The organism is Bradyrhizobium sp. USDA3516 (genome assembly GCF_057651995.1).
Genome location: NZ_JBYGYN010000008.1, coordinates 76433 through 98456 on the forward strand (window position 1 = coordinate 76433; position 22024 = coordinate 98456).

17 protein-coding genes are annotated in these 22024 nt (G+C 65.9%); 6 read left to right on the forward strand and 11 right to left on the reverse strand.

Features of this window, described 5'->3' with window-relative positions; genetic code table 11:
- Nucleotides 1-178: 178 nt before the first annotated feature.
- The 5 genes from murJ to AC24YW_RS24090 all read right to left on the reverse strand — a co-directional run bounded on the left by murJ (nucleotide 179) and on the right by AC24YW_RS24090 (nucleotide 6729).
- Complete coding sequence (gene murJ, locus AC24YW_RS24070; RefSeq protein WP_487485038.1) at nucleotides 179-1705, reverse strand: murein biosynthesis integral membrane protein MurJ; 1527 nt, start codon at nucleotides 1703-1705, stop codon at nucleotides 179-181.
- Nucleotides 1706-1915: 210 nt separating this feature from the next.
- Nucleotides 1916-3067, reverse strand: coding sequence for a DegT/DnrJ/EryC1/StrS family aminotransferase (locus tag AC24YW_RS24075; protein WP_487485342.1), 1152 nt, complete (start codon nucleotides 3065-3067; stop codon nucleotides 1916-1918).
- Nucleotides 3068-3130: 63 nt separating this feature from the next.
- A complete protein-coding gene (locus AC24YW_RS24080) occupies nucleotides 3131-4135 on the reverse strand; it encodes a Gfo/Idh/MocA family protein (protein WP_487485039.1) in 1005 nt (334 codons plus the stop codon).
- Between the two features lie 184 nt (nucleotides 4136-4319).
- Nucleotides 4320-5732: a mannose-1-phosphate guanylyltransferase/mannose-6-phosphate isomerase gene (locus tag AC24YW_RS24085; protein WP_487485040.1), complete on the reverse strand. Its 1413-nt coding sequence runs from the start codon at nucleotides 5730-5732 to the stop codon at nucleotides 4320-4322.
- Nucleotides 5733-5739: 7 nt separating this feature from the next.
- Nucleotides 5740-6729, reverse strand: coding sequence for an NAD-dependent epimerase (locus AC24YW_RS24090; RefSeq protein ID WP_487485041.1), 990 nt, complete (start codon nucleotides 6727-6729; stop codon nucleotides 5740-5742).
- 212 nt (nucleotides 6730-6941) lie between these two features.
- Here AC24YW_RS24090 and AC24YW_RS24095 point away from each other — a divergent pair, with 212 nt between their 5' ends.
- Entirely contained in the window at nucleotides 6942-7901 is a 960-nt protein-coding gene (locus tag AC24YW_RS24095; RefSeq protein WP_487485042.1) for a lysylphosphatidylglycerol synthase transmembrane domain-containing protein, read from the forward strand.
- On the forward strand, nucleotides 7898-8917 hold the full coding sequence (locus AC24YW_RS24100; protein ID WP_487485043.1) for an MraY family glycosyltransferase: 1020 nt from the start codon (nucleotides 7898-7900) through the stop codon (nucleotides 8915-8917). The genes AC24YW_RS24095 and AC24YW_RS24100 overlap by 4 nt, the downstream gene beginning before the upstream one ends.
- Here the strand turns inward: AC24YW_RS24100 and AC24YW_RS24105 are convergent.
- The 5 genes from AC24YW_RS24105 to rfaD all read right to left on the reverse strand — a co-directional run bounded on the left by AC24YW_RS24105 (nucleotide 8905) and on the right by rfaD (nucleotide 15694).
- Entirely contained in the window at nucleotides 8905-9852 is a 948-nt protein-coding gene (locus tag AC24YW_RS24105) for an NAD-dependent epimerase/dehydratase family protein (protein ID WP_487485044.1), read from the reverse strand. The genes AC24YW_RS24100 and AC24YW_RS24105 overlap by 13 nt on opposite strands.
- Nucleotides 9853-9937: 85 nt before the next feature.
- Nucleotides 9938-11851 (reverse strand): SDR family NAD(P)-dependent oxidoreductase, encoded by a 1914-nt coding sequence (locus AC24YW_RS24110; protein WP_487485045.1) that lies wholly within the window; start codon nucleotides 11849-11851, stop codon nucleotides 9938-9940.
- 84 nt (nucleotides 11852-11935) lie between these two features.
- A complete protein-coding gene (locus AC24YW_RS24115; protein ID WP_487485046.1) occupies nucleotides 11936-13219 on the reverse strand; it encodes an O-antigen ligase family protein in 1284 nt (427 codons plus the stop codon).
- On the reverse strand, nucleotides 13216-14700 hold the full coding sequence (rfaE1, locus tag AC24YW_RS24120; RefSeq protein WP_487485047.1) for a D-glycero-beta-D-manno-heptose-7-phosphate kinase: 1485 nt from the start codon (nucleotides 14698-14700) through the stop codon (nucleotides 13216-13218). The genes AC24YW_RS24115 and rfaE1 overlap by 4 nt, the downstream gene beginning before the upstream one ends.
- A 13-nt stretch (nucleotides 14701-14713) precedes the next feature.
- On the reverse strand, nucleotides 14714-15694 hold the full coding sequence (gene rfaD / locus AC24YW_RS24125) for an ADP-glyceromanno-heptose 6-epimerase (RefSeq protein WP_487485048.1): 981 nt from the start codon (nucleotides 15692-15694) through the stop codon (nucleotides 14714-14716).
- A gap of 158 nt (nucleotides 15695-15852) precedes the next feature.
- Between rfaD and waaF the strand changes: the two genes are divergently transcribed.
- Nucleotides 15853-16938 (forward strand): lipopolysaccharide heptosyltransferase II, encoded by a 1086-nt coding sequence (gene waaF, locus AC24YW_RS24130; protein WP_487485049.1) that lies wholly within the window; start codon nucleotides 15853-15855, stop codon nucleotides 16936-16938.
- Nucleotides 16939-17118: 180 nt separating this feature from the next.
- On the opposite strand, the gene AC24YW_RS24135 is transcribed toward waaF, so the two are convergent.
- Nucleotides 17119-18156 (reverse strand): glycosyltransferase family 4 protein, encoded by a 1038-nt coding sequence (locus AC24YW_RS24135; protein ID WP_487485050.1) that lies wholly within the window; start codon nucleotides 18154-18156, stop codon nucleotides 17119-17121.
- 126 nt (nucleotides 18157-18282) lie between these two features.
- Here AC24YW_RS24135 and galE point away from each other — a divergent pair, with 126 nt between their 5' ends.
- From galE to AC24YW_RS24150, 3 genes are all read left to right on the forward strand, one after another.
- The gene (galE, locus tag AC24YW_RS24140) at nucleotides 18283-19296 is read left to right on the forward strand and encodes a UDP-glucose 4-epimerase GalE (RefSeq protein WP_487485051.1); all 1014 of its coding nucleotides are present in this window, start codon (nucleotides 18283-18285) and stop codon (nucleotides 19294-19296) included.
- 118 nt (nucleotides 19297-19414) lie between these two features.
- On the forward strand, nucleotides 19415-21217 hold the full coding sequence (locus tag AC24YW_RS24145) for an ABC transporter ATP-binding protein (RefSeq protein WP_487485052.1): 1803 nt from the start codon (nucleotides 19415-19417) through the stop codon (nucleotides 21215-21217).
- Nucleotides 21218-21250: 33 nt separating this feature from the next.
- The gene (locus AC24YW_RS24150) at nucleotides 21251-21952 is read left to right on the forward strand and encodes a fumarylacetoacetate hydrolase family protein (RefSeq protein ID WP_487485053.1); all 702 of its coding nucleotides are present in this window, start codon (nucleotides 21251-21253) and stop codon (nucleotides 21950-21952) included.
- Nucleotides 21953-22024 lie beyond the last annotated feature (72 nt).

Sequence of the window (22024 nt, forward strand, 5' to 3'; positions counted from 1 at the left end):
AGTTGTCGTCGAAATCCTAGCGCACGACTCCTCCCACCGCCCAGCCGAAGCGGGTGATGTGGTTGCGGGAGACTTTGCGCGAGCACTTGATCATGAGTGACTCCTACCACCGCAATCGCGCAAAATCAAGAGATGTGCCGATGTTGGCTGCAGCTTGGAGGCGAATGCCGTGCTCTCTCTAGCCGCGCACCAGCGAGACCAGCCACTTGCGGCCGAACAGCACCAGGATCGCAAGCGCGTAGACGATCGTGCCGCCGACCGCGAGCAGGATCAGCATCAATTCGTCCCGGAAGTGCATCGCGCCCAGCGCAGGGCCGCTGAAGCGCGCAATCAGCCAGAACGCGGCGGCGAGGATCAATCCGGTCAGCAGAAATTTGGCGAGCGACAGCAGCCAGGCGCGGTCGAGCACGAGAAAGCCGCGCCGCACGGCGAAGAACAGCACGAGGAGCAGATTGGTCCAGACGCCGACGGCGGTGGCCAGCGCGAGGCCGACCTGGGCCAGCGATCCCATCAAGGCGACCTTCAGCGCGACATTGACCGCGATACCAGTCAACGACGCCCGCACCGGCGTCGCGGTGTCCTTGCGCGCGTAGAAGGTCGCGACCGCACTGCGGATCAGCACGAACGGGATGAGGCCGATGGCATAGGCCGCGAGCGTCGCACCGGCGGCTGCGGCATCGGCCTTGGAGAACGCACCGCGCGCGAACAGCGCGCGCATGATCGCATCGGGCACGGTGAGGAAGGCCGCGACGAACGGGATCGAGAACAGCAGCGTGAAATCGAAGGCGCGGCGCTGCGCGCTCAGCGCGCCATCGTGGTCGTTTGCGGTGATCCGCCGCGACATCTCCGGCAGCAGCACCGTGCCGATGGCGATGCCGATGACGCCGATCGGCAGTTGGTTGAGCCGGTCGGCGTAATAGAGCGCCGACAGCGCACCGGCGGGCAGGAAGGTCGCGATGATGGTGTCGGCGAACAGCGCGAGCTGCGTGCCCATCGAGCCCAGCGTCGCAGGTCCCAGCGCTTTGAAGAAGCCGCGAACGTCCTCGTCGAGCTTCAAGGGCGCAAAGCGCGGCAGGCCGCCATGGCGGGCGAGATCGCCGGCGAGCAGGAAATATTGCAGGAAGCCGGAGATCAGCACGCCCCAGGCCGCCGCATGGCCCGCGGTCGGAAACCAGACGGCCACCGCCAGCGTCATCATCATCGCGACATTGAGGAAGATCGAGGCGGCCGCGGCGCTGGCGAAGCGCTGCATCACGTTGAGCATGCCGCCATAGAGCGTCACCAGCGTGATCAAAAGGAGATAGGGAAACGTGATCCGGGTCAACTCGATCGCGAGCTTGCGCTGCTCGGCGTCCTCGGAAAAGCCCGGCGCAAGTAAGCTCATGGCCTGCGGCATGAACAGCCAGGCGAGGATCAGCAGCACCAGTTGCGAGGCCAGCAGCAGCGTGAAGATGCGGTCGGCGAACAGCTTTGCCGCCGCCTCGCCCTTCTCGCCATGGACATGGGCATAGGCCGGCACCCAGGCGGCGTTGAAGGCGCCCTCGGCGAAGATCGCGCGGAAATGGTTGGGCAGCCGCAGCGCCACGAAAAAGGCGTCGGCCACCGGACCGGCGCCGAGGATCGCCGCGAGCATGATGTCGCGGGCAAATCCCGTCAGCCGCGACAACAGCGTGTAACCACCGACCGTGAAGATGCGTCCGAGCATGCGTCTGTTTTAGAGCATGGCGCGATTAGGTCTAGGTGCTAGCGGCGGAGGGCCATCGTAGATGAGGTGAGCGTTGGGGCTACCGAAAGTCACCCCCGGCGTCATGGCCGGGCCTGTCCCGGCCATCCACGCCTCACCACGCGCACTTGAAGGACGTGGATGCCCGGGACAAGCCCGGGCATGACGAGCAACGTGGCAAGAACGCAGAGATCACCCCGCCAGCGCGCCTTGCACGGCGGCGATGATTCGCTCCTGGTCGGCTTCTGTCAGGTAAGCATGCATCGGCAGGCTGATGACGTCCTGCGACAGGCTCTCGCAACCCGGCAATCCGCCCTCAGCGACCGGATATTGCTTGTAGGCGGTCTGCTGATGCATCGACTTGCCGTAATAGATCGCGGTCGGCACGCCCTGCGCCTTCAACGCGGCGGCAAAGCCGTCGCGGTCAGTGCCTTTGGGCAGGCGGATGGTGTACTGCGCCCAGACCGAAGTATTGCCGGGCGCAAGGCGCGGCACGGTGACGACATTGGACAGGCCGCGCGCATAGCGCTCCGCGACCCTGTTGCGGGCGGCGATCTCGTCGTCGAAGATCTTCAGCTTCTCGATCAGCACCGCGGCCTGCATGGTGTCGAGCCGGCCGGTGAGGCCGAGGCGGACGTTGTCATATTTGTCGACGCCCTGCCCGTGCACGCGGATGCTGCGCAAGGTGGCGGCGAGCTCGTCGTCATCGGTGAAGATGGCGCCGCCGTCGCCGAAGCAGCCGAGCGGCTTTGCCGGGAAGAAGCTGGTCGCGGTGGCGTGGCCGAAGGTGCCGAGCTTGCGGCCCTTGTAGCTGGCGCCAAAGCCTTGCGCGGCGTCGTCGAGCACGAACAGGCCTTCGGCCCGGGCGATCTCGGCGATGGCGTCGTGATCGGCGGGCTGGCCGAACAAATCGACCGGAATCACCGCGACGGGCTTGAGGCCGGCCTTGCGGGCGGTGGCGATGCCGCGCTTGAGCGATTCCGGGCTCATGTTGAAGGTGGCCTCGTCGACGTCGACATAGACCGGCGTCGCACCGGTCCGCGCCACCGGCGAGGCCGTCGCGATGAAGGTGAAGGACGGACACAGCACGGCATCGCCGGGCCCGACATTCCTGGCCATCATCACCATCAGGATCGCATCGGTGCCGCTGGCGCAGCCGATCACGTGCTTGGCGCCCGAATAGGCCGCGAGCTGCTTCTCGAGCTCGAAGACCTCCGGCCCGTTGACGAACTGGCAATGGTCCATCACGCGCTTGACGGCGGCATCGAGCGAGGCGCCGAGCCGGCGGCGCTGCGAGGCGACGTCGATGAAGGGAATGGGTTCGGAACGTAAGTGCTGGTTCATGACCTGATTCTCGACCTGATTTTTGGCGCCTTGTGACGTTTGAGCGGTCGACATGGAAAGGGATCAGCCGGCGACGCGGCGTGGTCCCTTGCGCGCGGGTGACGTCGCCGCAGGACGCGAAGGCGTCTCCAGGCATTGCGTGGCGATCTCGAGGCTGGCGACGCCCTCGTCGCCCGTCACCGCCGGCGTCTCGCCGTTGCGCACCGCCTTGAGGAACGCGATCAGCTCGGCGCGGAGCGGCTCGTCATGGCCGACCGGCAGATGCCGCATCGAGTAGCTGCCATCAGGCTTGAAGCCGAAGCATTCGGTGACCTGGCGCGTCAAGAGATCGCCCATGACGTATTTGCCGCGCGTTGCGACCGTCACGCTGCGCGCCTTGAACGGCGTCAGCCAGTTGGTGTTGATGTGGGCGAGCACGCCGCTCTCGGTGCGGAACTGCAAGAGCGCGATGTCCTCGCGCTCGGCGACCGCGCTCGACAATTGCGGCTGCACCTCGACGATGTCGGATTCGGTGAACCAGCGGATCAGATCGATGTCGTGCACGGCAAGGTCGATGACGACGCCGACATTGGACATGCGCGGCGGGAACGGGCCGACGCGGGTGATCGCGATGGAGAGAATGTCCTCGCCCGCGATCGCCTGCTTGACCGCGGCGACTGCCGGATTGAAGCGCTCGACATGACCGATCATCAGCGTCACGCCGGCCTTCTGTGCGGCGGCGACGATCTCGCAGCCCTCTGCCACCGTGGAGGCGATCGGCTTCTCGACCAGCACATGGATGTTCTTGGCGATGCAAGCGAGCGCGACCTCGTGATGCAGATGGGTCGGCGCTGCGATGGTGACGGCATCGACGCCTTCGGCGAACAGCTGGTCGAGTGTCTCGAAGCTTTCGCAATTGGCGAGTTCCGTGGCCCGCGCGCGATGTGCCGGCGAGGGATCGACGACGCCCACGAGGCTGACGCCGGGCAGGCCGCTGAGCACGCGCGCATGGTTGCTGCCCATCACGCCGGCGCCAATGACACCGACGCGCAAGCCGGCCTTTGCCGGTGCAGATCCCCTGGAACTCATCTGAGCAAACCCCGATTCAACGCAAATCCCCGGGCCGCTTCTAGCACGGACGCCACATTTGTGGCGAATGCCCGCCCTGGCGGGCCGGACACGATTTGATTCAAAAAGTTACACGTTCCCCGGGCCTTAGGTCGAAAAGGATACCTTTCTCCCGGCCCGGGTCGCGTGATTCGGAGCTTGCTGGTTACGACCTTTGATAGTCGTCTTCAATCCGGATGATGTCGTCTTCCCCCAGATAGCTTCCAGTCTGGACCTCGATCAGCTCCAGCTGGATCTTGCCCGGATTCTCCATCCGGTGGACGGCGCCCATCGGGATGTAGATCGACTCGTTCTCGTGCACCGTCTTCACGGTCTCGTTGACGGTCACCTGGGCCGTGCCGCGGACCACGATCCAGTGTTCGGCGCGATGATGGTGCTTCTGCAGCGACAGCCGCCCGCCCGGCTTCACCACGATGCGCTTGACCTGGTGGCGCTCGCCATTGTCGACGGATTGATAGCTGCCCCAGGGCCGGTGCACCTTGAGATGCTCCTCGGTGACCTTCGGCGCGACCGATTTCAATTTCGTCACCAGGCGCTTCAGCCCGTTGGCATCCTTCTGCCGCGAGACCAGCACCGCATCCGCGGTGGCGACCACGACGAGATCGTCGACGCCTTCGAGTGCGACCAGTGCTGAATCGGTGGTGACGTTGCAGTTGCGGGAATCCTCGAACACGGCGGTGCCGTGCGCGGCATTGCCTTGCGCGTCCTTCTCCGACAGCTCCCACACCGCATGCCAGGAGCCGACGTCGGACCAGCCGCACGACACCGGCACCACGGCGGCGCGCGAGGTCTTCTCCATCACCGCATAGTCGATCGAGATCGCCTTGGCCGCGCCGAACGCCTCGGGCTCCAGCGTGACGAAGCCGAGATCGCGGCCGGCATTGTTGACCGCATTGGTGACGGCCTCGACGCTTGCCGCATCGACCCTGCGATATTCGTCGAGCAGCACGCTCGCCGGGAACATGAAATTGCCGCTGTTCCAGAGATAGCCCGAATTGACGTAGTCGGAGGCCTTCACCGCGTCCGGCTTCTCGACGAAGCGCGCCACCGCATGCACCTCGCCCGCGATGATCTCGCCCGGATTGATGTAGCCGTATTCGGTCGCCGGCCGCTCCGGCTTGACGCCGAACGTGACGATGCGCCCGGCATTCGCGGCGGTGAGGCCCTCGCGACAGGCGGCGACGAAGGCGGCACTATTCTGCACGACGTGGTCGGCGGCGAGCGCGAGCACGATGGCGTCAACGGCGCGGTTCTGCGCGAACACCGCGCCGGCCGCGATCGCAGGGCCGGAATCGCGCCGCATCGGCTCGAGGATCACGTCGGCCTCGATGCCGATCTCCGCGAGCTGCTCCAGCACCATGAAGCGATAGGCCGCGTTGGTGATGACGATCGGCCGGTCGAACAGAGAAGGATCGGACACGCGGAGCAGCGTGTCCTGGAACGTCGAGCGCGTGCCGAACAGCGGCAGGAACTGCTTGGGGCGTACTTCGCGCGAAGCGGGCCACAGCCGCGTGCCGGCACCGCCGCACATGATCAGGGGGATTATGCGTTTGTCCATCGTGATCTCAAACCTTGAAATAGTCCCGATACCAGGTGACGAAGTTATGAACCCCATGCTCGATCGGCGTTGACGGTGCAAAGCCGGTGTCGCGCGAGAGATCCTCGACATCCGCGAACGTTTCCAGCACATCTCCCGGCTGCATCGGCAGCAATTCTTTGATCGCCGTCCGGCCCAGCTCCCGCTCCAGAAGACCGACGACGTGCATCAGTTCCTCCGGATGATGATTGCCGACATTGTAGAGCTTTGACGGCGCATTTGCGGCAGCCGGATCCTCCGCAGGCACGAGATCGATCAGCTTGGACACGACGCGCGTCACATCGTCGATGTAGGTGAAATCGCGGCGCATTTTGCCATGGTTGAAGATCCGGATCGGCTTGCCGGCCATGATGGCGCTCGCGAACAGAAACATGGCCATGTCGGGGCGGCCCCATGGCCCGTAGATGGTGAAGAACCGCAGCCCCGTGACCGGCAGGCGGTAGAGATGGCTGTAGGACTGCGCCATCACCTCATTCGCTTTCTTGGTCGCGGCGTAGAAGCTGACCGGATGGTCGGTGCGGTCCGCAACCGCAAATGGCAGTTTTGTGTTGGCGCCGTAAACGGACGATGACGAGGCGTAGACCAGATGACCGCAGCCATTGTTGCGGCAGCCCTCCAACACGTTGAGAAAGCCGACGAGATTGGAATCGGCGTAGGTCTGCGGCTGCTCGATCGAGTAGCGCACGCCGGCCTGCGCGGCGAGATGCACGACTTTGGCAAAACGATGTTGCGCGAACAGCGCCGCCATGGTCTCGCGATCGGCGAGATCGGCCTCGACGAACGAGAAGCGGGGTTCGTCCCGGAGCAGGGCAAGGCGCGCCTTCTTCAGCGCGGGATCGTAATAGCTGTTGAGATTGTCGAGCCCAACGACGGTGCGGCCTTCGCCCAGGAGCTGCCGGGCGACGTGGAAGCCGATGAAGCCGGCCGCACCCGTGACCAAAATCGCCTGATCCGTCATCCTGTTCCCTGGGTGATCCCTCGCCCGATCCCTCTCTAGCCGCCACCTCCACGGGGTCGCAATAGGCTCCCCGCTCCTTCAAGCGGTCTCCTCATGGCGTCCTTAACGACGGCTATTGCAAGATCGGCGCCAAAACCATACCAAAGCGGCCGAATTCGGCGCCTCGCGTCGGGTTGCCTCAAATCTTCGCAAACCCTGTTCATGCGGACGAGATGCGCCGAATCCTGCTGTCGACTGTCAAGATCGTGATTTCCGCGGCGCTGCTCTACCTGGCGCTGCGCAAGGTCGATCTGTCCGAACTGTTTTCACGCTTCACCGTCACCAGCCTGCTCTGGATCGGCATCGCCATCGTGGTGACGTTCGTGCAGATCTTCGTCGGCGTGCTGCGCTGGCGCGAGATCAGCGCCGTCTGCGGCGCGCCGCTCGAGCTCAGCCGCGCCATGCGCTACAACGTGATCGGCGCGTTCTTCAACCAGACCCTGCCATCGGCGATCGGCGGCGATGCGGTCCGGCTGTGGCTGGTCGCACGCGCCGGCGCCGGCTGGCGTGCAGCCACCTACTCGATCTTCGTCGACCGCGCCATCGGCCTGATCGCGCTCGCGGTCCTCATCGTCGCCAGCCTGCCCTGGAGCTACGCGCTCATCACGGATCAACACGGGCGCTCGGCGCTGCTGCTCGTCGATCTCCTGGCGCTCGCCGGCGGCCTCGGCTTTCTGATCTTCGGCGCGCTGAAATGGCGCTGGCTGAAGACCTGGTGGGCGACGCATCACATCCACGCCTGTGCCGTCATCGCCAATCGCGTGATCTTCAGCCGCACTCGTGGTCCGGTCATCGCCATCCTATCGGTCCTCGTTCACGTGCTCGCCGTCGTCATCGCCTGGTGCGTGGTGCAGTCGATCGCGGCCCCGGTCCGCTTCAGCGACGTCTTTCTGCTGGTGCCGCCGGTGATGCTGATCACGATGATGCCGATCTCGATCGCCGGCTGGGGCGTGCGGGAAGCCACGATGGGCCTGGCATTCGGCTTCGCGGGACTTGCCGCCAACGAGGGCGTCAACGTCTCGCTGCTGTACGGCGCCGTGTTCTTCATCGTCGGCGCGGTCGGCGGCCTGGTCTGGATCCTCAGCGCGGAGAAGGCCGCGCAGGGGGCGGCCCCGATCGGAGTGCCGGAGTGAGTTCGGCTGCCGATGCGCTCGCCGGCGCGGCCCTGCTGCTTGCCGTTGCGGCCGCCGCGCTGATCTCCGCGCTCGTGACCTGGACCGGCCGGCCCCTGCTGCAGCGCTACGCGCTGGCGCGGCCGACTGCGCGGTCCTCACATCGCGTCCCGACCCCGCAGGGCGCCGGCATCGCGGTGATCGCCGCGACGCTGATCGTCGCATCGCTGTGGGCGGCCTCCGCCAATGTCGCGATCCCGCCGGCGCTGGTCGCTGCCACGATCGTGATCGCGCTGGTCGGCTTCGCCGACGACATCAAGTCGCTGCCCGTGCTGGTGCGACTGGTGCTGCAGGCCGCCTGCGTCGGCGCCGTGGTGCTCACCGCCCCCGACACCGCGCGCATCGTGCCGGCGTTGCCGCTTGCGCTGGAGCGCGGTCTCATCGTCCTTGCCGGCGTCTGGTTCGTGAACCTCGTCAACTTCATGGATGGGCTCGACCTGATGACGGTGGCGGAAGTCGTTCCGGTCACCGCCGCGCTGCTGCTGCTGGGAATGCTCGGGGATCTCTCATGGCCGGCGGTGCTGATCGCCACCGCCCTGTGCGGCGCCGTGCTCGGCTTTGCGCCGTTCAACCGTCCGGTCGCAAAAGTCTTCCTGGGCGATGTCGGCAGCCTGCCGATCGGCCTCCTGCTCGGCTGGTGCCTTTTGGAGCTTGCGTTTCAGGGGCAGCCGGCCGCGGCGCTGCTGTTGCCCGCCTATTATCTTGCCGATTCCACCATCACGCTGTTCCGGCGCATCATCCGGCGCGAACCGTTCTGGTCGGCGCACCGCACCCACTTTTATCAGCGTGCGACCGATAACGGATTCACGGTGAAGCGGGTAGTCGGGCACGTCTTCCTGCTCAACCTCTTGCTCGTCGGCCTCGCTATCCTCACCGTTCGCGCCGCCACGTTGCCGGTCACCGCGTTCGCTCTCGTGGCCGGCGCGCTCGCGACAGCAATTGTGCTGAAGCGTTTCTCCCGGTCTCAGGGCGCCTGATCCGACACCGCGAGGCGCAAGCCTTCCTCGAGGCTGAGCTGCGGCTGCCAGCCGGTCGCAAGCGCCTTGGAGATGTCGAGCTCGAGCGAGCCGATCAGCCCGTCACGCATGTTCTGACCGCCCAAGCCGCGGAGGACGGCGCTGAGCAGGTTTGGCGGGATGCCGAACAGCCGGGCGCGCTTGCCGGACGCCCTCGCCAGGCAGGCGACGAATTCAGGCGTCGAGACCCGCTCCCTGTCCGCCAGCAGGAATATGTCGAAATTGCTCGTAGGGTCGGGATGGCCGAGCCGGTGCAGGATGAAGGACGCGAGGTTCTGCACGGAAAGGAAATTGCGACTGTTGCGGATCGCCGCAAGGGGCAGCGGCAGCCCCAGCCTCACCGCGCGCGTCAGCAGCGCGAAATTGCCCTTGGCGCCCGCGCCGTAGACCAGCGGCGGCCTGATTACCGTGATCTTCATGTCGCTGTCGTGCGCCAGCAGCCTCAAGCCCGCCTCGGCCTCGGCCTTGGATGTCCCGTAGAGGCCACGCGGCGTCGGGACATCCTTTTCGTTGAACGGCGCAGCGCCGTCATTGCTGCGGCCGTGAACAAGAACGGTGCTGATGAAGACGAACTGGCGCACGCCACCGCTGGCCGCACTCCGCGCCAAATGCAGTGTGCCGTCCACATTGACGTCGCGGTAGAGCTGGACCGCGTGCTCCTCGTTCTTGTAATGCACGCGCGCCGCGAGATGGATGACGGCGTCGACGCCTTCAAGCGCGGCCTGCCAGTCGGTCTCGGGCCCGATCGACTTGACCACGGCCTCGCCGCCAGTCGCTTCCGAATTGCGCACCGCACGGCGGACCGACCATCCCGCCCGCGTCAGCGAAGGCACGATATGCCGGCCAAGGAAGCCGCTCGCCCCCGTCACCAGCGCGACCGGCCTGGTCTCGCTCATCGCTGCTCCGACGAAACGACGTGGCGCAACGATCCGCTGACGAGATCGGCACAAGCGACGACGATCCTGCCTCGAGGCTGCATGATCAGGCCGCGGTCGACCCGAATTCGGGGACCGCGTCCTTCAGGATGGTCCTGATGGTGGCGCGATCGTCGCGTGCGATCGCCTGCTCCAGCGCCGCGATCCACTTGCGCAGCGTCAGCATCGGCGGTTCGTTCGGCTGCGCCGCCATGATTCCGGGGACGCCGATTTCGCGGGTCGGCTCCTCCGAGGCGAACAGGATCTCGTGCAGGCGCTCGCCCGGGCGCATGCCGGTGAACACGATCTCGATGTCGTAGCCGGGCTGCAGACCGGAGAGGCGGATCATGCGCTCGGCGAGATCGACGATCTTCACCGGCTGGCCCATGTTGAGCACGTAGACGGAGACGTCGGGACGCTGGGTTCCGAGCGCATGCGTGGCCGCGGTGATCACCAGATCGCAGGCCTCGCGGATGGTCATGAAGTAGCGGACCATGTCGGGATGCGTCACGGTCACCGGGCCGCCGGCCTCGATCTGGGCCTTGAACTTCGGCACCACCGAGCCGTTCGAGGCCAGCACGTTGCCGAACCGCACCGAGATCAGTCGCATCGGCGGCTTGGCCCCGCGCGCGGCGGCGGCGAGGTCGCGATCCAGCGCCTGGCAGTACATCTCCGCGAAGCGCTTGGTCAGGCCGAGCATCGACACCGGCTCGATCGCCTTGTCAGTCGAGATCATCACCATCGCCTCGGCGCCGGCCGCCACGGCGGCGTCCGCAACGTTGATCGAGCCGAAGATGTTGGTCTTGACGCCTTCGCTCCAGTCGCGTTCGAGGATCGGAACGTGCTTGAGCGCCGCGGCGTGGAATACGATGTCCGGCTTGAACTCCGCCATCACGCGCATGATGCGCTCGCGGTCGCGGATGTCGGCGATCCGCGCTTCGATCGCGGCTGCCGCCGGGCGGGCGGCGAGCGCTTCGGAGATCGCATAGAGCGCCGGTTCCGAGTTCTCCACGATCAGGAGCCGCGCGGCGCCGAAGGCCACGACGCGCTCGCAGATTTCCGAGCCGATCGAGCCGCCGCCACCGGTGACGAGCACGGCCTTGCCCCTGACCAGGGCCTCGAGGCGCGCATAGTCGATCTTCTCGCTCGGTCGCAGCAGGAGATCCTCGACCGCGACCGCCGTGAGTCGCGGCGTGTCGCCGCTCTCGAGCGAGGGCATCCGGTTGACGATGACGCCGAGCTTGCGCGCCCGCATCAGGACCGATTCCGGATGGGCCTCCGGCTCGAACGCCGACGGCGTCATGACGAGGCGCGCGATCGGCTTGTCGCGCTTGGCGAAGTCGGCGATGATGTCCTCGACGTCGTCGATGCCCCCCAGCACCGGCACGGTGCGGATGAACTGGCCGCGGTCGGCGCTCGACGGCGACAGCACGCCGACCGGCCAGATCCGCTTGATCGCCCCGCTCTCGATCCCGCGCAGCAGTACCTCGGCATCCGCGGCGCGGCCGATCAGCAAGGTCGGCGCGGCATCCCCGGTCCTCGCATCACGGCGCACCCGCGTATAGCGGAAGTACCGGTAGGCCATGCGCAGTGCGCTGAGGAAGGAGATCTCGAGGAACCAGTAGAGGACGATCGTCATCTTGCCGAGAAAAAAGGAGCCTCGGACGTTGGGGGAGACGAAGATGTAGTCGAGCACGAGCAGCGCGAACGTCAGCACCGTCGCCGCGCGAATGATGTTCAGCGCATCCGGCAGCGAGATGAAGCGCCATTTCGTCGTGGTCAGATTGAGGACGAAGAAAACGACCACGCTGAAGGCGAGGAAGTAGGGCAGGATCTGGAACAGCAGCGGCAGGCGCTCGAAGAAGCCGTCCCCACCCTCGAATCGCAGATAGAAGGCGGCAAAAAGCGCCGCCGTGGTCGCGAGCAGGTCGTGGAGCGCGATCAGGAAATTGCGCGAGGTGAGATGCGAAAGCCGCGTCATCCGCCGACCGATGAAAACCCGTTTGGATACAACCTGACCGCGCTGATAGCCCATCTCGACGAGACTTGCCAGCCGCGTGGCCCCTCAGGAACCGGCTTCCCCCATCTTCGCCCCGCGCTGTTGTTCCCGAAGCACCATTCCGCCGGCGACGCCGACTCCGATGACGTACATCCAGCCCTCGTGGAAGTCGAACAAATGCGAATTGAACAGCGAGGTGAAGACGTTCTGCACCACCACCAGCAGCCCGATCCAGTTGGCAAGCCCGTCGCCCCGGAACAGCAGCAGATGCAGGATCCAGATCGCATAGAGCACCGCGACGCCGATCAGACCCCATTGCACGGCGACATTCAACGTCTGATTGTGGGGGTTGCCGATCACTTCGGCGGACGCCTTGTACTGGCCGGCGGGCGTCGCGACCCGCTCGAACAATCCGCGCGTGGAGCCGGTGCCGTGCCCCGCGATCGGCGCGTCAGCGAAGAAGCCGAGCGATTTTCGCCAGAATTCGAGCCGCAGGCCCGCCGAGCTCGGCTCGCCCCTTTCCATGTAGCGCGTGTAGTCGTCGGAGAACCTCTCGGCGGTATGGCGCAAATACGGCGAGGCGTGCCAGGCGAGAACGGCGCCAACGAGCAACGCGACGGAGATGAGCGCGATACTGCGCCATTTGAGGTGAAGCAGTGCAAACACGCCGAACATGATCGGAATGGTGACGAGCGCGGTGCGCGACACCACCACGAACACCATGTTGACGAAAAAGCTGAGCGCCAGCGCCGTCAGCAGCCCGGCAAGCCAATAGCGCTTCTCGCGCAACAGCATCACGATCGGATAGGCCAGCGCGACCGCGCAAAGCGCGAATTCCTGGCTCTGGTCGATATAGTTCTTGACGAAAATGCCGCGCTCAGAGTCTGTCTTGAGCGAGAGGTTCGGATAGAAGGCGACCAGCCAGGACATCACCGACAACAACGCGCAGGACACCAGGAAGGCGACGAAGACCCACTTGCCCCGAGGCGAGCGCTCGAAATGATAGAGCAGAACCGGCAGCACGAGCAGCTTGACGGTCGGACTGACCGCGTAGAAGCGCGCACCCCAGGCCGCGTCCGACCATAGCGTCCCCAGCAGCGCGAGAAAGAAGAGCGCGATCGGCGCGATGCAGATCGGACGCTTCAGCGATTGCAGGAATGCGCGGAAGTCCAAGTACGGCACCATGCAGACCAGCATCAGTGCGTTGAAGATGCCGGCGAGCGAGGTCGACCAGGGCAGCGAGGCCGCGGTCAGGATCGCAAACAGGTCGACGGTCTCACGCCAGGCAGCGGGGCTGCGCAGACGGCGATGCAACATTTCGCTGGTCGTTTCGCGTACGAGCGCCGTCACTTGCTCCCTCCCCTGGCGCGATGCACCAGCGCCGTCGTGCTGAAGCCCTGGAGAATGTCGACCAGCACGACTGCCCCGCCAGCGGCCTCGACCACCTCGTGGCCCACGACCTGTTCGCGGGTGTAGTCGCCCCCCTTCACCAGCGCGCCAGGCTTGATCCTGGTGATCAGGTCGATCGGCGTGTCCTCCGCGAAGATGACGACGAGATCGACGGCCTCCAGTGCGGCGAGCACCTCGGCGCGCGCGCGCTCGTCCTGGACCGGACGATCGGCCCCCTTCAGCCGCCGCACCGAGGCGTCGCTGTTGAGCCCCACGATCAGGCGGTCGCAGGCGGCGCGCGCCGCGGTCAGCACCTTGACGTGGCCGGGATGGAGGATGTCGAAACAGCCGTTGGTGAAGCCGACGCGCAGGCCCTGCCTGTTCCATTCGGCAACCTGCGCGTCGAGTGCGGCCGGATCGAGCACGATCTTCTCCTCGGCCGCGAGCGTGGCATGCGGCAGGATCTTGCGCCGCAGCTCGGCCGCGCTGACGCTGGCGGTGCCCTGCTTGCCGACCGCGACGGCGGCAGCGGCGTTGGCCATGCGCAGCGCCGTGTCCCAGTCCGCGCCGGCCGCGAGCGACACCGCAACCGCAGCGGCGACGGTGTCACCGGCGCCGGAGACGTCGCGCACCTTCACCGGGACGGCCGGCACGTGGACGGCCCCGCCATTCCGCGGCACCAAGGTCATGCCGTGCTCGCCCTGGGTGACCAGGATCGCCTCGCAATCGGCGAGCCGCATCACGTCCTCGCTGGCCTCGACGATGCTCTGCACCGTGTCGGCGCGGCTGCGGGTCGCTTCCGAGAACTCCTTGCGGTTGGGCGTGAGCAGCGTCGCGCCGCGGTAGATCGCCCAGTTCAGGCTTTTGGGATCGACGATGACGGGCTTGCCGAGCTTGCGCGCTGCATCGATGGTATGGCGGATCACGCGCGCCGTCAGCACGCCCTTGGCATAGTCGGACAGCAGCACGATGTCGGCGCGCGCGATCTGCGGCAGGATCGCGTCGATCAACTTGGTTTCGACGTCGTCGGACGCGGCCAGCGCCTGCTCCCAATCCGCGCGCAGCATGTGCGTGGAAAAATGTTCGGAGACGAAACGGACTTTTCGCGTGGTCGGCCGCGAGGCGTCGCGGACCAGCACGCTCTCGATGCCGGCTTGATCATTGAGCGCGGCCTCGAGCCGCGCACCGGCCTCGTCCTCGCCGATCAGGCCGACGAAGATGCAGCGCGCGCCGAGCGAAGCGACGTTGCGCGCGACGTTGCCGGCGCCCCCGACGTGGATCTCGCTGCGCTGGGCGGCAATGACGGGCGCCGGCGCTTCCGGCGAGATCCGCGACACCTCGCCGTAGACGAACTCGTCCAGCATGATATCGCCGATGCACAGCACCGTCCGGCCTGAGATGGCTTGCGCGAGGGCATCGAAATCGAGAATGGGCGTCGGCATGGTCGAAAGGGCCTCAGCGAAAGCGATCGGGCCGGTCGAGATAGTCCCCGACATAGGCCTTCACCGCGTCTTCGAGCGTCGTGAAGCCTCCGTTATAGCCGGCGCGGAGCAGACGATCGACCTCGCTCTGGGTGAAATACTGGTAAGCCCCGCGGATCTGCTCGGGCATGTCGATATATTCGATGTTGGGCCTGGTGCCGAGCGCTCCATAGGCGGCCAGCATGAGGTCCTTGAAGCTGCGCGCCTTGCCCGTGCCGACGTTGAACAGGCCGGACACCGACCGCGTCGCCAGCAGCCACAGGACCACGCGCACGACGTCGTCGACATAGATGAAATCGCGACGCTGATCCCCGTCCTCGATGCCCTCGCGATGCGACTTGAACAGCTGCACGACGCGGCCTGCCCTCACGTCGTCGAAGCGCCGCGCCAGCACGCTCATCATAGAGCCTTTGTGATATTCGTTCGGGCCGAACACGTTGAAGAATTTCAGGCCGGCCCATTGTGGCGGCAGGCGATCGCCGCGCGCCACACGTTCGGCGACCGCGAGATCGAACAGGTGCTTGCTCCAGCCGTAGAGATTCATCGGCCGCAATTTCTTCAGCGCTGGCAACGAGGAATCGTCGTCGAAGCCTTCCGCGCCGTCGCCATAGGTCGCCGCCGAGGACGCGTAGATGAACGGCACCGCGTTCATCGTGCACCAGTCCAGAAGACGCATCGACAGGCGGAAATTGGTCTCGACGACGAGATCGCCGTCGGTCGCCGTGGTCTCGGAAATCGCCCCGAGATGGATCATGGCCTCCAGCTTGCGGCCCTTCAGCCAGTCCATCAGCTCGGCCGGCGGAACGATATCCACAAGTTGCCGCTTGGCGAGGTTGCGCCACTTGCCTTCGGTTCCGAGGAGATCGCAGATCACGACGTCGCTGCGACCGGCTTCGTTCAGCGCGGCGACGACATTCGATCCGATAAAACCGGCCCCGCCGGTCACCAGCAACATTCCACCACCCTGCCCGATTTTAGGTGCCCGATCCTGCCCTAGCGCATGATCCGCCAAAGTGTAAGCGGTTTTGGGAGCGCTGTTCTGCCGGCTTTACCTATCGGCCCGGAGCGGCTAACCGAACCGCGATATCGGCACCCGCTCGGCCCTCATAACGAATGAATATTGATTCGCAGCTTGGTAGTGACGCAGACCGGAGCGACACCCGCCCGATCCTGATCGTTCCCTACATGTGGATCGGCGATTTCGTACGGAATCACACCGTCGTGCGGGTCCTGAAGGAGCGCTGGCCGAACCGGCCGGTCGACCTGCTCACCACGTCCCTGTGCGCCCCGCTGGTCGATTACATGCCCGGGGTGCGCGCCGGCATCGTCTGGGACCTGCCGCGCAGCCGGCTGGCCGTCACACGCCAGCTCGGTCTGGCGGAGCTGCTACGGAAGCGGAACTACGGCACCGCCCTGGTGCTGCCCCGGACCTGGAAGGCGGCGATCGCGCCGGCGCTCGCCGGTATCCCCGAACGGATCGGCTTCGTCGGCGAGTTCCGGTTCGGCCTGCTCAACCGCTGGCGCTGGGGTGAGAAGAAGCTGCCGCGCTTCATCGACAAGAACGCGGCCCTCGCCCAGCCCGACGGCGCGCCCCTGCCGGCGGAATGGCCGGTGCCGCAACTGCGCGTCCCCGCCGATGAGATCGCCCGCTGGCGCGAGGCCAATGGCCTCGGCGCCGGCGCCGCGGTGGCGCTCGCCCCCGGCTCGGTCGGCGTCTCCAAGCGCTGGACCTCTTATCCCGAAGCCGCCCGCCTGCTGGTCGAGCGCGGCCTCGAGGTCTGGGTGGTCGGCGGCCCCGCCGAAAAGGGGCTCGCCCAGGAGATCGTTGCCGCCGCCGGCCCGGGGACCGCTGGCCCAGGGGTGCGCGACCTCACCGGCACGGACTTGCGCAACGGTGTCCTCGCGATGGCCGCCGCTGGCGTTGCCATCTCCAACGATTCCGGCCTGATGCACATCGCAGCGGCCCTGGGCACGCCGACCATGGGCATCTTCGGTCCCACCAGCCCCTACCTCTGGGCCCCGCTCAACGGCCTCGCGGCGACCGTCGTGCAGGACAAGGAAAAGCTGTCCTGCCAGCCCTGCCAGAGCACGGTCTGCAAGATCAACGATCACCGCTGCATGCGGAATATTGCGGCGGCGGAGGTGGTGGGGATTGCGGAGAGAGTGCTGGGGGAGATGGGAGTGCGGGCAAAGAGCTGACGTGACCGCGGCTCGCGCCAATGATGACATTCTGCCCCTGTTTTGCCCGACGAGTCAAAATGCGATGCGAAAAATCCGCAATCGATCAAACTCTCGTCCAAGTCCTTGGTTTTGCTGACCTCGGCTACTGTGCATGGGGTTGTTTTCGCAGTTTTGTTTTGAGGCTCCGGGGAGCCGTGCTCACAGCAGCGGCCGGTAGACCTCGCCGATGCGCGCCGCTTCGGCATCGAGGCTGAACTTCTCAAGCACCCGCGCCCGCCCGCGCTCGCCCATCGCAGTCGCTGCGGCCACATTGCGCATCAATGGCTCGAGCGCTGCTGCGAGCGCGTCGGCATCGCCCGTCGGGATCAGCACGCCGGTAACGCCATCCTCGACGACGAGCTCGGCCGCGCCGGCGCGTGCGGCAACCAGCGCGCTCCCCGCCGCCATCGCCTCGATCAGCGTCAGCCCAAAGCCTTCATTGCGCGAGGTGAAGGCGTAGATCGTCAGGCGCTGATACCAGCGCTGCACCGCTTCGATCGGCAATTCGCCGGTGATGACGATGCGCGATTGCAGGCCGGCGGCCTCGATGCGCTTCTTCAACTCGTTGGCGAAGGGCGTCTGCTCCGGCGTGATCTGCCCGACGATGACAGCGGTGAAATCGGGATAGCGCGGCAGCAGAAGGCACATCGCATCGACGAACAGATCGGTGCCCTTCTGCGCCCGCACGCGGCCGAAGCAGCCGATGGCGTAGCGGCCCGGCAGCGCGGCTTCCGCGAAAGCCGCAGCGCGATCGGCGGGCGGCGCGTAGACGTCGGTGTCGACGCCGTGCGGGATCACCGTCGCCTTCACTTTCAGGAACGAGGCTGAGAGATCTGACGTTGCGATGATCGCATCCATGCGCCGGATCAGCCAGCGCGTGATCCAGCTGTGATGCCGCTGCGCCGCCGAGGTGAACACGAGCTTGAGCGGCCAGCCGAGCGCGCGCAAGCTAACGCCGGCGATCATCTCGTTGTTGCGGCGCGCATGCCAGATCAAGGGCGCCTTGCGGCGCCAGAGCTTGAGGAAATCTGCAACGTTCAGACGCGCGATCCCCGCCGGCGCGTCCGAGCCGAACCAGGCGGCGCGGTACAGCTTTGCCAGCCGCGGCGCCACCATCCGGTTGGTCGCGGTGACCCCGGAATAGCGCCTGTGCAGATTTGGCACGATCACTTCGAGATCGCCGGGGGAATTCGCCACGTCACACTCCGTTTCGCAAAGTCCCTATACGCAACATTAAGCATAGTGACCAGTTCAGCTGAGCCGATACCCCCTCTTCACCACGCAAGCGCTAGCCTTGCGCGTTGATCGAAGACGGGTGAGATCATGACTGTGCTAGTCACCGGCGGCGCCGGCTACATCGGAAGTCACACGGTCCTGGCGCTGGCGGAAGCCGGCGAGGACGTCGTCGTAATCGACGATCTCTCCACCGGTTTCTCGGCCTACCTGCCCGAAGGCGTGCCGCTGTTCATTGGGGACGCCGGCGACGAGAACCTGCTCGAAGGCGTGATCGCCCAGCACGACATCGAGAGCATCATCCATTTCGCAGGCTCCGTCGTCGTACCGGATTCGATGCGCGATCCGCTCGGCTATTACCGCAACAATTTCACCACCGCGCGCAACCTGCTCAACGTCGCGGTCAAGCGCGGCATCGGCCGCTTCATCTTCTCCTCGACCGCCGCCGTCTACGGCAATCCTGACCAGGTGCCGGTGCCCGAGCACGCGCCGACGCGGCCGCTGTCGCCTTACGGCTCGTCGAAGCTGATGACCGAGATCATGCTGCACGACGTCGCCGCCGCCTACGGCATGCAGTACGTGACCTTGCGCTATTTCAACGTCGCCGGCGCCGATCCGCAGGCGCGCATCGGGCTAGCCACCGTCGGCGCGACGCACCTGCTCAAGATCGCGGTGGAAGCCGCCACCGGCCAGCGCGCCAAGATCGACGTGTTCGGCACCGACTATCCGACCCCGGACGGCAGCTGCATCCGCGACTTCATCCACGTCACCGACCTGTCGCAGGCGCATCGCTCGGCCCTCGCGTACTTACGCAATGGCGGCGCCTCGACCACGCTCAATTGCGGCTATGGCCGCGGCTATTCGGTGCTGGAGACCATCGACGCGGTGCGCCGGGTGTCGGGCCGCAGCTTCGCCGTGCAATACGCCCCGCGCCGGCCCGGCGACATCATGACCATGGTCGCCGACACCAGCCGCATCCGCAGCCTGCTCGACTGGCGGCCGCAATACGACGATCTGGAGACCATCGCAGGCCATGCGCTGGCCTGGGAGGACAAGCTGTTCCGCGAGCGCCACGGCGAACTCCGCCACGCCGCCTCGGCCTAGAAACATCCCAAGCGCAAGCCCTTAATTGGGCTTGAAAAACCTGGCTTGAGCGGGCACAGAGGCCCATCGATCCCTGACGCGCGGGCAGGCTTTGTCCTGCGCCGTCAATGGACACCGGATGGCCCAGTTTCCAAAGAAAATCACCGACGATCCCTACGCGGCAGCGGTCCTGATTCGCCGCCTGATCACGGAACAGGGAATCGTCTACTGGCGGCGCTACCTCGTCGCCTTCGCGCTGATGGCGCTTGCCGCCGGCGCGACCGCAGGCGCGACCTACGTCCTCGGCCAGGTCATCAACCAGGCCTATGTCGACAAGAACATCCCGGGCATCGCGATGTTCTCGGCCATCACGGTCGCTCTGCTGTTCGTCAAGGGCGTGGCGACCTACGGCCACATGGTGATCCTGACCAAGATCAGCAACGCCATCCTCGCCACCAACCAGCGCCAGCTGTTCGCCAAGCTGATGCGCGAAAGCGTCGGCTTCTTCTCCGAGCGGCACTCCTCCGAATTCCTGGCGCGCCTGACCGCCGGCGCCAAGTCGATCTCCGACGTCCTCAACATGCTGGTCAACGCGGTCGGGCGCGACCTCTTGATGCTGCTCGCGATGATCAGCGTGATGGTCTGGCAGGACCCGCTGATGTCGTTCATCGGCCTTGTCGCGGTGCCGCCGGCGATGCTGGTGCTGCGCAAGCTTGTCAAGCGCATCAAGGGTCTTGCCTTCAACCAGTTCACCGGCACGGCCGACATCATGGAGACGATGCAGGAATCGCTGCAGGGCATCCGCACCGTCAAGGCGTTCACGCTCGAAGAGACCATGCAGAAGCGCATCGACGAGAACATCGCGATCGTCGAGCGCAACGCCAACAAGATGGCCCGCGTCGCCAACCGGTCCAACCCGCTGATGGAGATGCTGGGCGGCTTCGCGATCGCGGGCTGCCTGATGTACGGTGGCTACGCGGTGGTCGCGCTCAACGCCACGCCCGGCGCGTTCTTCTCCTTCATGACCGCGTTCCTGATGGCGACCGAGCCGGCCAAGCGGCTGGCCCGGCTCAACATCGATCTCAACAGCCAGCTGGTCGGCGCCCGCATGCTGCTCGAGGTCGTCGACAGCCCCGCGAGCGAGCAGTCCGACGATGACAAGCCGGCGCTGAAGCTGACAGATGCCCGCATCGAGCTGCGCGACGTCAGCTTCTCCTATCGCTCGGGCGAGACCGTGCTCAATCGCATGAGCTTCGTTGCCGAGCCCGGCAAGGTGACTGCGCTGGTCGGCCCCTCCGGCGGCGGCAAGTCGACGGTGCTGGGGCTGCTGCTGCGCTTCTACGAGGTGACGCAGGGCGACATCGTGATCGACGGCCAGTCGATCTCGTCGGTCTCGCGCAAATCGCTGCGTGCCCAGACCGCCTATGTCGGCCAGGACGTCTATCTGTTTCGCGATACGATCCGCAACAACATCGCCTTCGGCAAGCCAGGCGCCAGCGAGGACGAGATCGTCGCGGCGGCGAAGGCGGCCTGCGCGCACGACTTCATCATGGGCTTTCCGCTCGGCTACGACACGCCGGTCGGCGAGCACGGCACCCAGCTCTCGGGCGGACAGCGCCAGCGCATAGCGGTCGCACGCGCGCTGCTCAAGAACGCGCCGATCATCCTCCTGGACGAAGCCACCGCCGCGCTCGATTCCGAATCCGAGCGGCAGGTGCAGGAGGCGATCGAGCATCTCTGCCAGAACCGCACCACCATCGTGATCGCGCACCGCCTGCACACCATCATGCACGCAGACAGCATCCTGGTGGTCGAAGGCGGCGAGATCGTCGAGCAGGGCCGCCATGACGAGCTGCTCCGTCGCGGCGGCCGCTACGCCTCGTTCTTCCGCCTGCAGCATCACGACGCCGGCGCCCTGGCGCCGATCAGCGCAACCGCATAGAGTTCGTTCCACCCCAAGAGCAGCGAGACCCGCATGAACGCCGCCTCCTATGTCATCCCGCTTCCGCCCCAGGCTTCGCTTCCCGTTGTCGGCGAGAGCGGCCGTTATCCGGTGCGCCGCATCTGGTGCGTCGGTCGCAACTATCTCGAACACATCCGCGAGATGGGCAATGACGAGCGCGCCCCGCCGTTCTTCTTCGCCAAGCACGCCGACATGCTGGTGCCCGACGGCGCCACCATTCCCTATCCACCGCTGACCAAGGATCTGCATCACGAGGTCGAGCTGGTCGTCGCGATGAAGAGCGGTGGACTGAACATTCCCGCCGAGAAGGCGCTGGACCACGTCTACGGCTACGCCGTCGGCATCGACCTCACCCGGCGCGACCTCCAGATCGCCTCGCGCAAGAAGGAGCGCCCGTGGGAGATCGGCAAGTCGTTCGACTATTCGGCGCCCTGCTCCGCGCTGCAGCCGGCCTCGAAGATCGGCCATCCCGCCAAGGGCAAGATCTGGCTGACCGTCAACGGCAAGGAAGCGCAGAAGGGCGACCTCACCGAATTGATCTGGAACGTGCCCGAGATCATCTGGCAGCTCTCCCAGCAGGTGAAGCTCGCCGCCGGCGACATCATCATGACCGGCACGCCCGCCGGCGTGTCGCAGCTCCAACCCGGCGACAAGCTCGAATGCGGCGTCGACGGCGTCGGCACGCTGAAGGTCAGCATCGGCCAGCCGGAATAAGGCTTGTTGCAGCTCGGACTCAAAAGGCCCCGGAATGGGGCCTTTTGCATGTCGATCGTGCACGCCCTCGGG

Excerpts from the sequence above, each read along its gene's own strand:
- murJ (WP_487485038.1), bottom strand. The coding sequence starts at position 1,705 with ATGCTCGGACGCATCTTCACGGTCGGTGGTTACACGCTGTTGTCGCGG.
- rfaE1 (WP_487485047.1), bottom strand. The coding sequence starts at position 14,700 with ATGCCGACGCCCATTCTCGATTTCGATGCCCTCGCGCAAGCCATCTCA.
- AC24YW_RS24150 (WP_487485053.1), top strand. The coding sequence starts at position 21,251 with ATGAACGCCGCCTCCTATGTCATCCCGCTTCCGCCCCAGGCTTCGCTT.
- galE (WP_487485051.1), top strand. The coding sequence starts at position 18,283 with ATGACTGTGCTAGTCACCGGCGGCGCCGGCTACATCGGAAGTCACACG.
- AC24YW_RS24095 (WP_487485042.1), top strand. The coding sequence starts at position 6,942 with ATGCGCCGAATCCTGCTGTCGACTGTCAAGATCGTGATTTCCGCGGCG.
- AC24YW_RS24085 (WP_487485040.1), bottom strand. The coding sequence starts at position 5,732 with ATGGACAAACGCATAATCCCCCTGATCATGTGCGGCGGTGCCGGCACG.
- AC24YW_RS24080 (WP_487485039.1), bottom strand. The coding sequence starts at position 4,135 with ATGAGTTCCAGGGGATCTGCACCGGCAAAGGCCGGCTTGCGCGTCGGT.
- AC24YW_RS24145 (WP_487485052.1), top strand. The coding sequence starts at position 19,415 with ATGGCCCAGTTTCCAAAGAAAATCACCGACGATCCCTACGCGGCAGCG.
- rfaD (WP_487485048.1), bottom strand. The coding sequence starts at position 15,694 with ATGTTGCTGGTGACCGGCGGGGCCGGTTTTATCGGATCGAATGTCGTC.
- waaF (WP_487485049.1), top strand. The coding sequence starts at position 15,853 with ATGAATATTGATTCGCAGCTTGGTAGTGACGCAGACCGGAGCGACACC.
- AC24YW_RS24090 (WP_487485041.1), bottom strand. The coding sequence starts at position 6,729 with ATGACGGATCAGGCGATTTTGGTCACGGGTGCGGCCGGCTTCATCGGC.
- AC24YW_RS24075 (WP_487485342.1), bottom strand. The coding sequence starts at position 3,067 with ATGAACCAGCACTTACGTTCCGAACCCATTCCCTTCATCGACGTCGCC.
- AC24YW_RS24105 (WP_487485044.1), bottom strand. The coding sequence starts at position 9,852 with ATGAGCGAGACCAGGCCGGTCGCGCTGGTGACGGGGGCGAGCGGCTTC.
- AC24YW_RS24110 (WP_487485045.1), bottom strand. The coding sequence starts at position 11,851 with ATGACGCGGCTTTCGCATCTCACCTCGCGCAATTTCCTGATCGCGCTC.